Genomic DNA, 13,427 nt, shown 5'->3' with positions numbered 1-13,427 from the left:
CCATGCCCATCCCCCGCCGGCGCTTTCTGGGACTGGCCGGCGCCGGCACGGCAGCACTGATCGCCACCGGCTGGTGGCGGAGCTCAGCGGCGGCCCAGCTGCCGCCGCGGGGCGACCTGCGCCTGGCCCTGATCAGCGACCTCAACGCCAGCTACGGCTCCACCACCTACATCGCCCAGGTGCATCGCGGGGTGGAGCTGCTCGCAGCCCTGCAGCCCGATCTGGTGCTCTGTGCCGGCGACATGGTGGCGGGCCAGAAGCTGGGACTGGACAGCGGCCAGCTCGATGCCATGTGGGCCGGCTTTGATCGGGATGTGCTGCAGCCGGTGCTGCGCCGCAGCGGCGGCTTTGCCCCGGCCATGGGCAATCACGATGCCTCCAGCAGCCGCGGCGCCGGAGGCTTCACCTTTGCTCTCGACCGGGAGCGGGCCGCCCGCTACTGGCTGGCACGCCAGGGGAGCCTGGGGCTGGACATCGTGGAGGCCAGCCCGTTCCCCTTCCGCTACAGCCTGCGCCAGGGCCCCGTGTTCGTGGTGGTGCTGGATGCCTCCTCCGCCACGGTGTCCGCCGCCGACTGGGCCTGGGCGCGGGCCCAGCTCAGCGCTCCCCAGGCCCGGCAGGCCCGCTTCAGGCTGGTGATGGGCCACCTGCCGCCCTATGGGGTGGGGCTGGGGCGCGACCGCCCCGGGGAGGTGCTCAACCAGCCGGAGCAACTGGGGCAGCTGCTGGCTGCCACCGCCAGCCACCTCTATGTGAGCGGCCATCACCATGCCTACTTCCCCAGCACGGTCGGCGGCATCAACCTGCTCAGCCTGGGGGCGATGGGCAGCGGACCGCGCCGGCGCCTCAACGATTCCAGCCCGCCGGAGCAGACGCTCACGGTGCTGGATCTGTTTGAGCAGCGGGGCGAGGTGGTGACCACCACGCTGGAACTCAACGGTTTGCAGGTGGTGCGGCCCACCAGCCTGCCCGGGACCCTCACCCCCAGCACCGGCCCGCAGCTGCGACGGCGTGACCAGGCTCTGAAACTGGATCCCGTCCGGGCGCTGTAAGGTTCAACCTCTGGTTTCAGCAGAGATCAGCTGCTGAAGAAAACGGGGAAAGTCCGGTGCAAATCCGGCGCTGTCCCGCAGCTGTGAACCCCGTCAGGGGAAGTCAGAACGCCCGCCAGAGTCTCCACACGACGAGGATCGACTCTTGAATCATCGCAACTCCCCCGCGGCGGGCGCCACGGGGCCTCTCCGCCTGGCGGCGCTCCTGGGCACCGCGCTGGTGAGCGCCCTGGCCCCAGTTGCGGCCCTGGCCCATCACCCCTTCGGCATGGCTGAGGGCCTGCAGATCTCCCCATGGATGGGCCTGGTGAGCGGCATCGGCCATCCCCTGCTCGGCCCCGACCATCTGCTGTTTCTGCTGGCCATCGGCTTTGTGGGTCTTCAGCGCCCCAGGGCCTGGGTGATCCCGCTGCTGGCCGCCGCTCTGCTGGGCAGCGCCATCGCCCAGGGCCTCCCCCTGGCCGAATCCGTCGCGCCCTATGCCGAGGCCCTTGTGTCTCTCACCCTGGTGCTGGCCGGTCTGGTGGCTCTGGGCAAGGTGAGCCCGGCGGTGCTGGTGCCGGCCATGGGCCTGCATGGCTATCTGCTCGGCGGCACCATCGTGGGCGCCGAACCCACACCGCTGCTCACCTATCTCCTGGGCCTGCTGATCAGCCAGGGGGCGTTGCTGCTGGTGGTCACCGCGGGGTCGCGAGCGCTGCTCGCCACCATTGGAAACAACGGCCGGAAGCTGCTGGCCGGCATCTGGATCGGCATCGGCGCCGCCTTCGCCTGGTCAATGGTGATGGCCTGAGGGCAGCCGAGGACGATCGACACCGGCACTGGGAATGGCTTTCATTCTCATTCCTGTTACCATCCGGCAGCATCCGCTTCCTGGGCTTCGATGTTCCTTCGTCTCCGCCGGCTGCTGGCCCCAAAAACCGTGGGCCTGATCGCTGCTGCGGTGGCCGCCCCCAGCGCCACCGTCAACGCCGCTGAGCTCAACCTCAACGACCTCAACCAGTACGCCGCCCCGTCCCTGAGCGGCGAGCAGGTCACCAGCATCTCCCAGTTCCCCGACGTGCGCCCCACGGACTGGGCCTACCAGGCGCTCGCCAACCTGATCGAGCGCTACGGCTGCGTGGCCGGCTACCCCGACGGCACCTTCAAGGGCCAGCGGGCCATGACCCGCTTCGAGGCTGCCGCCCTGCTCAATGCCTGCCTCGATCGCGTCACCGAGGTGACCGACGAGCTCAAGCGCCTGATGGCCGAGTTCGAGCGGGAACTCGCCATCCTCAAGGGCCGCGTCGATGGCCTCGAGGCCAAGGTGGGGGAGCTGGAGGCCAACCAGTTCTCCACCACCACCAAGCTCAACGGTATCGCCACCATGACCGTGGGCGGTGCGAGCAACACCGGCCTGGGCGACAACGTCACCGCGAATTACGACGTTCAGCTGACCCTGGACACCAGCTTCACGGGCAAGGACCTGCTGCGCACCCGCCTGCGTGCCGGCAACTTCGGCAACTCGGTGTTCGGCGATGGCAACACCCTGATGGAAGTGGCCTTCGGGGAAGAGGGTGCCGCCGATTCCGTGGAGGTCGACAAGCTCTTCTACCAATTCCCCATTGGCACCAGCTGGACGGCAACCGTTGGCGCCAAGGTTGAGCAGGACGACATGCTGGCCATGTGGCCCAGCGCCTACCCAGCCGACACGATCCTCGACATCTTCACCCTGGCCGGCGCCCCCGGCGCCTACAACCTCAACGAGGGTGCCGGTGTCGGTCTCTGGTACAAGGCTCCTGAGGGTGGCTTCAACGCCAGCGTCAACTACGTGTCGGCCTCTGATGCCGCTCGCGACTCCTCCGTCGGCGCCGGTGAAGAGTTCACCGTCACCGCTCAGGTGGGCTACGCCGGTGAAAACTGGGGTGCGGCCTTCGTCTACACCTACTCCGAGTTGGGCTACGTCTTCGACAACAGCTCCAACAACATCGGCCTGAGCGCCTACTGGTCTCCCGCCGAGTCCAGTTGGGTGCCTTCCATCAGCGCCGGCTTCGGCTACAGCGACTTCAACACCAGCCGCCCCTTCGACGAGGGCTACAGCTGGATGGTGGGTCTGCAGTGGGAAGACATGTTCATTCAGGGCAACGCCCTGGGCATGGCCATCGGCAGTGCCGGTCAGTCCAACCGCGGCAGCGGCCGCATCGACACCGGCGGTGTCTGGAGTGACCCCGGCAACGACACCCTGGCTTACGAGCTCTGGTACAAGGTCCAGGTCACCGACAACATCAGCGTCACCCCCGCCTTCTTCTGGGTTGAGCGGAGCGGTCGCTCCGACACCTACGGCGGCGTGCTCAAGACCACCTTCACCTTCTAGGGAAGCCCCTAGGGAGCCAGCCGCTCGATCGTCCAGCCAGAGCCCTGCCCGCCGCCGTCCCCCTGCGGACGGCGGTAGCGGAAGCGGTCATGGAGGCGGTTCTCGCGGCCCTGCCAGAACTCCACCTCGAGCGGCACCACCCGGAATCCCCCCCAGGCTCCGGGCAGGGGCACCTCACCGCTGGCAAAGCGGCGCTTCATCTCCTCCCACTTCATCTCCAGGATGCTGCGGGAGCTGATCACGCTGCTCTGCTGCGACACCCAGGCCCCCACCCGGCTGCCGAAGGGCCGGGAACTGAAGTAGGCCAGGGATTCGGCGGCGCTGATGCGCTCGGCCGCCCCCAGGATCGCCACCTGCCGCTCGAGGCCATACCAGGGAAACAGCAGGCTCACCCGGGGTTGGGCGTCGATCTCGCGCGCCTTGCGGCTGCCGTAATTGGTGAAGAACACGAAGCCGCGCTGGTCGTAGGCCTTCAGCAGCACGGTGCGGCTGCTGGGACGCTGGCCATCGAAGGTGCCCAGCACCATGGCGTTGGGCTCCAGCAGCCCGGCGGCGCTGGCCTGCTCAAACCACAGGCGGAACTGGGCCACCGGCTCACCGGCCAGATCCTTCCGCTGCAGGCCGGCCTGGCTGTACTCGCGGCGCAGGGCGGCCACATCCACCGCAAGATCCGTTCCACCCTGGGCCGTCATGGGGATTCAGCTGCTGGCCAACAACGCCTCCCCACTCTGGCGGCGACAAGGGAGCAAGAATGCATCACCAGCCCTTGTCCCCACCCGCTGCCGCCATGAGTCACCTGCGCGACATCATGCAGAAACTCGGCCAGCGCCATGCCGCCAGCCATACCGCCAGCCACGCCGCCGGTGCCGAGCCAGCCACGGACATCACTCCCGCCGGCGGCGCCGAGCTGGAGCGGCACCGCCGCCACTACCGCCAGCAGCTCAGGGCCTGCACGCCAGCGATGCTGCGCTACGAATGGACCTGGCTGCACCAGCATCTCGAGGACCTGGAGCTGTGCCGCACCACCCCCGAAATGCTGCGGGTCACCGGGGGCCGCCAGCACCTCGATCAGCTGCTCGCTGAAGCCCGTGCCTACCTGGAGGAGCTGAAGGCGGAGTTTGCGCAACGGGGCGTGGTGCCGGCCCGCGAGAGCCACAGCGTGCTCAGCGCTGAACATGCCTGGGAGGTGAGCAACGAGACGATCCGCTCCCAGTGGGGCTTTGAGGCCAGCGGCGCCTGAGCAGCGCCGCTCAGTTCGGCATCGTCACGAACTCCTCGGCCACGGAGGGGTGCAGGGCCATGGTGCGGTCGAAATCGGCCTTGGTGGCCCCCATGCCCACGGCGATGGCCGCCATCTGAATGATCTCGGCAGCGTGCTCGCCCACCATGTGGCAGCCCAGCACCCGATCGCTGGCGGCCTCCACCACCAGCTTGAGCAGCACCCGTGGCCCCCGGGCCGGCAGGGCCTGGTTCATGGCGCGAAAGCGGGCCCGATGCACGCGGATCCCATCGGCGCCGTGGCGCTCGATGGCCTGCTCCTCGGTGAGGCCCACCCCAGACAGCTCCGGCTGGCTGAACACGGCGCTGGCCACCAGCTCATGGTCCACCTGCCGGGGCTTGCGGCCGTAGACGCTGTCAGCAAAGGCGCGCCCCTCATCCACAGCCACCGGCGTGAGATTCACCCGGTCGGTCACGTCTCCCACGGCAAAGATGCCGGGCACGTTGGTGCACTGGTTGGCATCCACGGGGATGCGACACCCCTCCACCGCCACCCCGGCGGCCTCCAGGTTGAGCCCCTTGAGAAACGGCCGGCGGCCGGTGGCGAGCAGCACCCCCCCGCAGGAGAGCTGCTCGCCGCTCTGGGTGGTGACGGTGAACTCACCGGGGGCGCACTGGCCGGTGATCGCGGCCGGGGAGTGGGCAAAGCGGATCTCGATGCCCGCCTCCTCCATGGCCTCCTGCACAGCCAGGGTGGCCTCCCGATCGAAGCCCCGCAGCAGGTGATCGCCCCGCACCAGCTGGGTCACCCGCACGCCCAGGCCATGGAGGATGCAGGCGAATTCACAGGCGATGAACCCGCCTCCCACCACCACCACGGCGTCGGGAAGGCTCTCGAGCAGGAACAGGTCGTCGCTCACCCAGCCCAGGTCGGCGCCGGGGATATCCGGGCGGTGGGGGCGCCCGCCCACGGCGATCAGGATGCGTTCGGCGCACAATTCCCGCTCGGAGCCATCGGCGGCGCTCACCACCACCGTGTTGGCGGCGGCGAAGCGGCCCCAGCCCGGCACCAGATCCACCCCGGCCTTCTCGAGCAGACCGATGTGCAGCCGGTTGAGCCGGTCCACCTCGGCGCGCACGTTGCGCAGCAGCGTGGCCGGATCAGGCTGCACCGGAGGCACCAGCCAGCCGTAGCTGGGGGCGTCGGCCAGGGTGTGGGCATAGGCCGACCCGTACACCAGCAGCTTCTTGGGCACGCAACCGCGGATCACGCAGGTGCCGCCCACCCGATCGCCCTCCACGATCGCCACCCGGGCGCCGTACGACGCGGCCCGCTTGGCAGCCGCCAGGCCACCGGAGCCGGCGCCCAGCACGATCAGATCAAAGCGTTCGGTCATCAGGAAGGGGCTGAGGGAAGCCTGGCAGCATCCAGCCTGGCCCCCTGAAGGTTGGCACCGGCGAGGCGGGTGTCGCGCAGGTCACAGCCGCGCAGGTCGGCATCCTGCAGGAGGGAGCCCGGGAGGTCGCCCCCCCAGAGCAGGGCCTCCTTGAAGCAGCAGTGCTGGAGCCCGCAGCTCCTCCAGAGTGGTCGGCAGAGCGTCGATCACCCCTAGAGGATCGCCGCCAGGGCATCGAGTTGCTGCCGGCGGCACACCAGCAACTGCTTCTCTGCCTGGGCCAACAGCTTGAACACCCCCCTGTCGGCCACCTCGTAGAACACGAGGCTGCCTTCCGGCCGGCGCTTCACGATCCCGGCAATGGTGAGCAATTTGAGGTGCTTCGACACCAGGGCCTGGCTGAGGCCGGTGCTCTCCACCACGGCCGTCACGTTGAGTGGCCCCTGGCGCAGGGCATCGAGCACCGCCAGGCGGTTGGGCTCGGAAAACACCTTGAAATACTCGGCCAGGGCGTCCATGGGGAAGCGGGATTGCAGGAAGGCGGTACGGCGAGCAAACCCAGCCTACGCCGTTTACATCAACACAGAGGCGCGCTACCCATGTTATGCATCATCACGCTGCTGTACTAGCGCTGTGTCCTGCTGAGATCACCACCCGGGCCCTTTGCCGCCACCCCCGCCGGCCTGCTACTCAGGTTTCCCGACCCCAGCCCTCGCTGAGCCGAACTCGGCCCTCATCATCCAGAGGGTGTTGCCCTTCACCCACAGCAGGTAGAGGCGATCGTCAAACAGCACCGACTGGCCATGGACCACCGGCAGACCGGCAAGGCGGGCTGCGTCCACGGGCAGGGACCGGAGGGCCAGGGTGGCGGGGAGCTTCCGCAGTTCGTTGGGCGGGGTGCCCTCTGCGGTCGCCGTTTCCCAGCTGGCGTCGTAGGGGTTGACGGTCTGGGCAAGGAGGATCAGCAGGCCTTCGGGGGTGGTCTCGGCGGCCTCTGGGTCAACCGCCGGGGCTTCGGAGTTCGGACTCGCAGCCTTCTGGGTTTCTGCTGCGCTGTCGCCGCTGGCCGGAGGCTGGGCGGCCAGCGTCTCGGCGGAGCCCGGGTCCGCTTCCACCGCTTCGGAACCGTCGGTGCTGGAGGCAGTGGAGAACGGGAAGGCATCTCCCGGGGCATCCGCCAGCAGATCGAGGGGAGGGGGAGGCAGGGGCACCTCAACGCTGTTGAGATCCGGCGTTGCCTCAAGACCATCGCTGAGTTCCAGCAGTTGCTGGGTGTCCTCCGCGGCGGGCGCCTCCTGGGCGTTGACGAGCCGGTTCTGGCGCATCTGCAGCAGGCTCAGGCCGGCTGCGTTGAGCAGCACTGCCGCCACGAGGGGCAGGGTGAGTGGCTCCAGAGGAGAGCGACGCCAGCGGTTGCGCAGGGCCAGGATCCGGGTGCGGGCCTGGTTGAGGTGAAGGTGGAGATCAAGGACCGGAGCGAAGCGGGCCATGGGGATTGTCAGGGGGAAGGCAGGTGCAGTTCGATCGGAAGGCCCGCTGGTTTCAGCTGGCTGACCAGGTCCTGAACGTCGGCCCAGCTCACCTGGGGGGCTGGCATCAGGCGGAGGCGCAGCTCCTGGTTCCTGGACGACGCCTCCTGAAGAAGAGCGGGCAGCCCCTCAGCCGCAATGGGCTGGTTCCACAGCCAGATCCGCCCTCCCGGCTCCAGCCGAAGGGCCAGGATGAGCTCGCTTGCCTCGCGCTGCGCGACCCTCTGGGGCCCGATCAGAAGGGCCAGCGCCACGCCCGCCAGCAGGGTCGACATCGCCCCGATCACCAGGCCATCCCGCGGCGAAGGCAACCTGTTCATGGCGTCGATGGCGGCATCTCCACCCGCAGGCCGTGCCCTTCGAGCCACCGCAGCGAGCGGGCGACCTGTCCGCTGCTGAGGGACCGGGAGGGGAGATAGCGGGCTGTGAGTGCCGGGGCCGAGGCGTCGAGCAGCTCTCCCAGCCGCTGCCGGTTGATCGGATCTCCGTTCATGAACCAGCGATCCTCCCCAACCTGAACCAGCACCAGGTCTTCAGGGCCGGGAGCGGTGAGGCTGGTGGCGGTGGTGCTCGGTTGGAGGGGCTGCCGGGCCCAGAACTCCGGCAGAACGGACACCCCACCACAGACCACCAGGGTGGAGGCCACCAGGCTGAGCAGGGCGGCGTTCACGGCAGACCCGCCTCCAGACGCCGTTGGCGCCAGCGGTGCAGCCGATCGAGCTGCCATTGCCGCAACGCCTGATTGGCGAACAGGCAGGTGGTGGCGATCACGGCCACCGTCAGCCCCAGGGCGGTGCTGGTGAGCACCATTCCATAACTGCGCAGGCTGGCGCCCGCGGGAACGAGAAGCTGGGGACCCAGGCTCGCCAGAACCCGCATCAGGCCGATCACGGTGCCCACCAGTCCGAGGAGTGGGCCGATCACGCTGGCCGCGTGGAGCAGGGGTTCGCCGTAGCGCATCTCCCGGTCCCAGTCGTCGAACTGGCGCTCCAGCGCGGCTGTTCCCCCTTCGGCCAGATGGGTGCAGAGGAGCCTGCGGGATTCCCTCCGGCGCCACCACAGCACCCAGTAGCGCCATCGGTCGAAACCCACCGTGAGAACGGCGATCGAGAGCAGGATCAGAGGAACGGCAACCGGACCGTAGATGCCGAGGAACGGTGCGTTCACCGGGTCCTGAAGGGTTTGAACCAGCATCGTATTGACTCTGTCGCCGCCTGGCCTGTGTCGGGCTGGCTTGACAGGCCTTGGCTGTGCGTGCATCCGTTCAGGCCGTCGATCAGCCCTTCGATCAGCTCCCGTCCCTGTTGCTGGCGGCCCATCACCACAACGGACTGATCACCGCCAGAGGCCTACGGCCACAGGACGCCCTCGATGCGGGCGTCGGTGAGGTTGGCTCCGCTGAGCTGGGTATCGCGCAGGTCACAACCCGAGAGGTCGGCTTCGCGCAGATCGGCGCCAGCGAAGTTGGCGCCGTAGAGGCAGCAGTCGCGCAGGTCGGCCCCATGCAGCTGGGCACCCTGCAGCAGCGCGAAGCTGAGATCGGCGTGCCGGAAATCGGCACCTCCGAGGTCCGTGAGCTGGTCAAGCCCGCTGCGGAAGTCGGCTTCCACCAGCCGGGCATCGCGCCACACGCTGCCGGCCGCCACCACACCCCTCAGGCAGCAGCGGTGCAGCGGGGCTCCGGAGAAATCGGCCTGCTGCAGCCGCGATCCGGACAGATCCGCGTCATGCCACTGCGAGTGGCTGGCCTTGAGGCGGGAGAGATCGGCACCCCAGATCAGGGATTGCTGAAAGCAGCACCCCTCCACGTTGGCGCCCTGCAGACAGGCCCTGCCGAAGCGAGCTTCCTTGAAGCAGCCGCCCTGCAGGTCGCAGCCGGAGAGATCCAGGTCAACGCCGTCGAGATCGCCCAGCCGCAGGCCTGGAAACCGTCGCTCTCCCGAAGCCAGGGCCTGGCGCAACGCCACGAGAGTGGTCGGCAGCGGCATCACCACTAGAGGATGGCCGCCAGGGCATCAAGCTGCTGCCGACGGGCGGTGAACAGCAGCTTCTCCGCCTGGAGGATCAGTTTGAACACGCCCTTGTCGATCACTTGGTAGAACACGAGGCTGCCCTCAGGCTTGCGCTTCACGATCCCGGCGATGGTGAGCAGCTTGAGATGCTTCGACACCAGGGCCTGGCTGAGGCCGGTGCTCTCCACCACGGCCGTCACGTTGAGTGGCCCCTGGCGCAGGGCATCGAGCACCGCCAGGCGGTTGGGCTCGGAAAACACCTTGAAATACTCGGCCAGGGCGTCCATAGGAAAGGGAAAAAGGGGACGGGTCGGAAAGCGGGGCGGCGACCGCCACCACTCTAAGCACCTGACGTCAACTCAGAGACGCGCTAGGCCTGTTTCGCATCATCACGCTGCCGGCGTGTAGTGATGGCGGCGGGATGGCCGGGCCGGCCCACCCGCCAGGGCAGATCCCCCTCCAGTTCGATCTGGATCGAAAAGCTCAGGATCGTGCGCACGATCACCAGCAGCCCCAGGGCCAGCACGCTGGAGATCGTGAGGCTGAGGGACACCGTGCGCATCAGATCGGCCGCGATCAGCACCTCCAGGGCCAGCAGCAACACCTTGCCGAAGGTGCGGCGCGCCACCAGGTAGGAGGCCTTGCCACCGGCAATCCGGCCCACGTAGATCGCCCGGCCCACGGTGATCGCGGTGCCCCCCAGGATCACCGCCACGCAGAGCACATCGAAGAACTCGGCGAGCCGCGCCACGGCCTGCAGCGAGCCGTTCACCTCCAGCTCCATCGACATCAGGTCCACGGCCATCAGCCCCACCATCCGCGCGTGATCCGGCGCCTTGACAACCTCCACGCTCTAGCCCAGCCGGACCGTGGCAGCCGCACGGGTGAGGAGCCGCAGATTAACTTGGTATCACGATGCTGTGATAACGCTGTATCCTGTCCTGGTCTGCGTCCAGCCCCATGACCGCCACCCCTGCCGCTCCGCACCTGCGCGAAGACCTGCTCACGCCGCGCTTCTACACCACCGAAATCGAGAAGGCCGCGCGCACCCCGATCGAGGGACAACGGGCCGAGTTCGAGGCCATGCTCGGCGAGATGAAGGCTGACTACAACCGCGAGCACTTCGATCGCAAGGCCCCCCTGGGCCGCCTCAAGGACCTCTCCTCCGTGGAGAAGGAGGCCTATGAGAGCTATCTGGTGCGCTCCTGCGTGTCGGAGTTCTCGGGCTTCCTGCTGTTCAAGGAACTCTCCCGCCGGCTGGGCAAGGCCGGACGGCCGGAACTGGGTGAGCTGTTCCAGCTGATGGCGCGGGACGAGGCCCGCCATGCCGGCTTCCTCAACCGCGCCCTGGTGGCCGAGGGGATCGAGATCGATCTGCCGAAACTGAGCACCAAGCGGCCGATCACCTGGTTTCCCCTGAGCTGGGTGCTCTATTCGGTGTATCTCTCCGAGAAGATCGGCTACTGGCGCTACATCCTGATCGACCGGCACCTCAAGGCCAACCCGGACAACAACTTCGCTCCGCTGTTCGATTTCTTCGAGCCCTGGTGCCAGGACGAGAACCGCCACGGCGACATCTTCAACATGCTGATCCGCTGCTGGCCCGGCCTGCGCCAGGGCATCCGCGGGCGGCTGCTGAGCCGCTTCTTCCTCTGGAGCGTGTTCCTCACCCACAGCCTCACGGTGTGTGAGCGCGGCAACTTCTACCGGATCCTGGGCATGGATCCCAACCGCTTCGACGCCGAGGTGATGCGCCAGACCAACCGCACGGCCCGCCGGGCCTTCCCGGCCGTGTTCGATCTGGAGAGCAGTGCCTTCATCGCCCTGCGGGATCGAATCGTGGACACCTTCCGCGACCTCCGGCAGGCCCGCGGCCTGCGCAAGCTGGGGCTGCAGCTGCGCTTCGGCACCCTGCTGCTGCGCCAGTTCTGCCAGCCCATGGTGGCCACCGGCGTGGAGCAGGCCGGAGCCGCCGGGGCCGAGCTGCAGGAGGTGGTGGCATGAGCGGCACCCCGACGGCAACCCTGCCCCGCTCTGACGCGCCGGCCTACCGCGACGCCTACAGCCGCATCAACGGCCTCGTGATCGTGGGTGAGGGCATGGCGGATCGCCACTTCCGCCGTCTGGCGGCGCTGCTGCCCGAGCAGCGCGACGAGCTGCTCCGGCTGGGGGCCATGGAAGGCCGGCACGCTGTGGACTTCGCCGGCTGCGGCCGCCACCTGGAGGTGCGGCCCGACCAGGCTCTGGCCCGCCGCCTGCTGGCCCCTCTGCACCAGCAGTTCCTGGAGGCGGAGCGGCAGGGCGACCTGGTGAGCTGCCTGGTGATCCAGTGCCTGATCATCGAGTGCTTTGCGGTGGCGGCCTACCGGCTCTACCTGCCGGTGGCCGATGCCTACGCCCAGCCGATCACCGCAGCGGTGATGCGCGATGAGGCCGAGCATCTCAACTTCGGAGAGCAGTGGTTGCGGCCGCGCTTCGCTGCGGTGGCGGAGCGGGTGGAGGCCTGCGCCGGCCGGGCCGTGCCGGTGGCCCTGGCCATGCTCAGCACTCTGGAACATGACCTGGAGGCGATCGGGATCGATCCCGAGGAGCTGGTGGCTGAGTTTGTGGTGGAGTTCCAGGCCTCGCTGGAGGCGATCGGCTACACCGCCGGCGAAGCCCGGCGCCTGCTGAACCGGCTCACGGCCCGGGCCCTCAGCGCCCCGGCCGTAAGGGCCGGAGCGCTCAGCTGAGTCGGGCCAGAGGGGCGGCGGGAGGCAAGGCCCCCGCCTCGGCATCGAGCCAGGCGCTGGCGAGGGGCGCCTGGCTGGGGCAACCCCCGAAACGCAGCTGCAGCCAGGTGCACACCGCCGCTGTGGGGGTGACCACGGCCTCCAGACCCTGACCCAACCCCTGCGCCGCCACCAGTTCAGGGGGCAGGTACCAGATCGAGCCGGTGCCACCCGAGCACTCCCGGCGCTCCTGGATCAGCTCACGCAACTGTCCATCTCCGCTGAGCTGAGGCGCGGGAGCCAGAAGCACCTGCATCGGCGTGACGGCGGCTGGGGCAAGGGGATCGGCGTGGGGCATGGGGGGGGGTGCGACGTCTCTGCAACGCTTTCGTCATCGCGACACTGCAGAACAACGCTAACGTTATAGCGTGAGCGCTGTCGTCCACTCCGCACGCCGTGACCCTCACGCCCACCAGCGCCTCCATCTCCGACCACGCCACCAGCGCCGATGCCCAGCTGCGCCAGGGCTTCGGCCCGCGGGTGCGCAAGCTGCACGCCCGCATCGGCAAGGCCCACCACCAGGCCGAGGGCATGGCCTTCTCCAAGGCCCTGCTCGCCGGCCAGGCCACGCCGCTGCAGCTGGCGGCCCTGCTGCGGGCCCTAATGCCCGCCTATCGCCTGATCGAGGAGCAGGCGCCGGCCGCCGCGGCCCAGCTGGGCTCTCACGATCTGCCCTGGCGGAGCCTGGCGCGCAGCGCCGCTCTGGAGCACGACGTGGCCACGCTGCAGGTGCTGCCACCCACGCCCACCTCGACGGCTGGGGCGATGTGGCTGGAGCAGCTGCGGGCCCTGGCCCTGCAGGCGCCGCACCGGCTGATGGCCCATGTGTATGTGCGCTATGGCGGCGATCTCTCCGGCGGGCAGCAGCTGGCCCAGCAGGCCGGAGCAATCCTGGAGCGCAACGGTTTGCCCTGCCCCAGCTTCTGGCTGTTCGAGCGGCCCATTGCCGAACTCAAGGCGGCCCTGCATCACGGCTTCGAGCAGTTGCAGCTCAGCGACAGCGAGGAGCAGGAGCTGCTGGAGGAAGCCGAGGCGGCCTTCCACGCCACCCAGGCCCTGCTGGCCGAGCTGGGCGAGCTCGCCTGAGCCTGAAGA

18 protein-coding genes, 1 pseudogene and 1 riboswitch are annotated in these 13,427 nt (G+C 68.6%); of the genes and pseudogenes, 7 read left to right on the top strand and 12 right to left on the bottom strand.

The features are described from left to right. From KBY96_RS10075 to KBY96_RS10065, 3 genes are all read left to right on the top strand, one after another. Positions 1–1,052, top strand: a 1,052-nt coding sequence (locus KBY96_RS10075) for a metallophosphoesterase (protein WP_254979235.1), incomplete at its 5' end; no start/stop codon positions are given. Further along, a riboswitch (cobalamin riboswitch) is annotated at positions 1,047–1,187 on the top strand. It overlaps the preceding gene by 6 nt. A gap of 10 nt (positions 1,188–1,197) precedes the next feature. After that, positions 1,198–1,845, top strand: coding sequence for a HupE/UreJ family protein (locus KBY96_RS10070; protein ID WP_254979234.1), 648 nt, complete (start codon positions 1,198–1,200; stop codon positions 1,843–1,845). Between the two features lie 90 nt (positions 1,846–1,935). Continuing rightward, positions 1,936–3,405 carry an iron uptake porin gene (locus KBY96_RS10065; RefSeq protein WP_254979233.1) on the top strand — a complete coding sequence of 490 codons (1,470 nt, stop codon included), beginning with the start codon at positions 1,936–1,938 and terminating at the stop codon, positions 3,403–3,405. 8 nt (positions 3,406–3,413) lie between these two features. Here KBY96_RS10065 and pdxH read toward each other — a convergent pair whose 3' ends face one another. Continuing rightward, the gene (gene pdxH, locus KBY96_RS10060; RefSeq protein ID WP_254979232.1) at positions 3,414–4,097 is read right to left on the bottom strand and encodes a pyridoxamine 5'-phosphate oxidase; all 684 of its coding nucleotides are present in this window, start codon (positions 4,095–4,097) and stop codon (positions 3,414–3,416) included. 95 nt (positions 4,098–4,192) lie between these two features. Between pdxH and KBY96_RS10055 the strand changes: the two genes are divergently transcribed. Next, positions 4,193–4,645, top strand: coding sequence for a hypothetical protein (locus KBY96_RS10055; RefSeq protein WP_254979231.1), 453 nt, complete (start codon positions 4,193–4,195; stop codon positions 4,643–4,645). A 10-nt stretch (positions 4,646–4,655) separates the two neighbouring features. Here the strand turns inward: KBY96_RS10055 and gorA are convergent, their stop codons facing one another. The 10 genes and pseudogenes from gorA to KBY96_RS10005 form a co-directional block, all read right to left on the bottom strand. After that, positions 4,656–6,020 carry a glutathione-disulfide reductase gene (gene gorA / locus KBY96_RS10050; RefSeq protein ID WP_254979230.1) on the bottom strand — a complete coding sequence of 455 codons (1,365 nt, stop codon included), beginning with the start codon at positions 6,018–6,020 and terminating at the stop codon, positions 4,656–4,658. Next, positions 6,020–6,169, bottom strand: a pseudogene (locus KBY96_RS10045) (pentapeptide repeat-containing protein); the annotation flags it as partial. The gene gorA and the pseudogene KBY96_RS10045, both read right to left, overlap by 1 nt. Before the next feature lie 63 nt (positions 6,170–6,232). Continuing rightward, a complete protein-coding gene (locus KBY96_RS10040; protein ID WP_254979229.1) occupies positions 6,233–6,538 on the bottom strand; it encodes a helix-turn-helix transcriptional regulator in 306 nt (101 codons plus the stop codon). 168 nt (positions 6,539–6,706) lie between these two features. Continuing rightward, positions 6,707–7,510, bottom strand: a complete 804-nt coding sequence (locus KBY96_RS10035) for a hypothetical protein (protein ID WP_254979228.1) — start codon at positions 7,508–7,510, stop codon at positions 6,707–6,709. An 8-nt stretch (positions 7,511–7,518) separates the two neighbouring features. Continuing rightward, complete coding sequence (locus KBY96_RS10030) at positions 7,519–7,869, bottom strand: hypothetical protein (protein ID WP_254979227.1); 351 nt, start codon at positions 7,867–7,869, stop codon at positions 7,519–7,521. After that, positions 7,866–8,219 (bottom strand): hypothetical protein, encoded by a 354-nt coding sequence (locus tag KBY96_RS10025; RefSeq protein WP_254979226.1) that lies wholly within the window; start codon positions 8,217–8,219, stop codon positions 7,866–7,868. The genes KBY96_RS10030 and KBY96_RS10025 overlap by 4 nt, the downstream gene beginning before the upstream one ends. Further along, a complete protein-coding gene (locus tag KBY96_RS10020) occupies positions 8,216–8,716 on the bottom strand; it encodes a MotA/TolQ/ExbB proton channel family protein (protein WP_254979225.1) in 501 nt (166 codons plus the stop codon). The genes KBY96_RS10025 and KBY96_RS10020 overlap by 4 nt, the downstream gene beginning before the upstream one ends. 182 nt (positions 8,717–8,898) lie before the next feature. After that, complete coding sequence (locus KBY96_RS10015; RefSeq protein ID WP_254979224.1) at positions 8,899–9,537, bottom strand: pentapeptide repeat-containing protein; 639 nt, start codon at positions 9,535–9,537, stop codon at positions 8,899–8,901. Between the two features lie 5 nt (positions 9,538–9,542). Then, on the bottom strand, positions 9,543–9,848 hold the full coding sequence (locus KBY96_RS10010; protein ID WP_254979223.1) for a helix-turn-helix transcriptional regulator: 306 nt from the start codon (positions 9,846–9,848) through the stop codon (positions 9,543–9,545). Positions 9,849–9,931: 83 nt separating this feature from the next. Then, positions 9,932–10,378, bottom strand: coding sequence for a DUF1622 domain-containing protein (locus tag KBY96_RS10005; protein WP_254979222.1), 447 nt, complete (start codon positions 10,376–10,378; stop codon positions 9,932–9,934). A 143-nt stretch (positions 10,379–10,521) separates the two neighbouring features. Between KBY96_RS10005 and acsF the strand changes: the two genes are divergently transcribed. Further along, positions 10,522–11,565, top strand: a complete 1,044-nt coding sequence (gene acsF, locus KBY96_RS10000; RefSeq protein WP_254979221.1) for a magnesium-protoporphyrin IX monomethyl ester (oxidative) cyclase — start codon at positions 10,522–10,524, stop codon at positions 11,563–11,565. Next, complete coding sequence (locus KBY96_RS09995; protein WP_254979220.1) at positions 11,562–12,293, top strand: aldehyde oxygenase (deformylating); 732 nt, start codon at positions 11,562–11,564, stop codon at positions 12,291–12,293. The genes acsF and KBY96_RS09995 overlap by 4 nt, the downstream gene beginning before the upstream one ends. On the opposite strand, the gene KBY96_RS09990 is transcribed toward KBY96_RS09995, so the two are convergent. Further along, a complete protein-coding gene (locus KBY96_RS09990; protein WP_254979219.1) occupies positions 12,286–12,630 on the bottom strand; it encodes a hypothetical protein in 345 nt (114 codons plus the stop codon). The genes KBY96_RS09995 and KBY96_RS09990 overlap by 8 nt on opposite strands. Positions 12,631–12,728: 98 nt before the next feature. On the opposite strand from KBY96_RS09990, the gene KBY96_RS09985 reads away from it, so the two are divergent. Beyond that, positions 12,729–13,418, top strand: coding sequence for a biliverdin-producing heme oxygenase (locus KBY96_RS09985; RefSeq protein ID WP_254979218.1), 690 nt, complete (start codon positions 12,729–12,731; stop codon positions 13,416–13,418). Positions 13,419–13,427 lie beyond the last annotated feature (9 nt).

It is taken from the genome of Cyanobium sp. ATX 6A2 (assembly GCF_024346355.1).
Lineage (GTDB): Bacteria > Cyanobacteriota > Cyanobacteriia > PCC-6307 > Cyanobiaceae > NIES-981.
The sequence above is the reverse complement of the archived record's forward strand: the minus strand, read 5'-3'. Positions and strand labels throughout refer to the sequence as shown.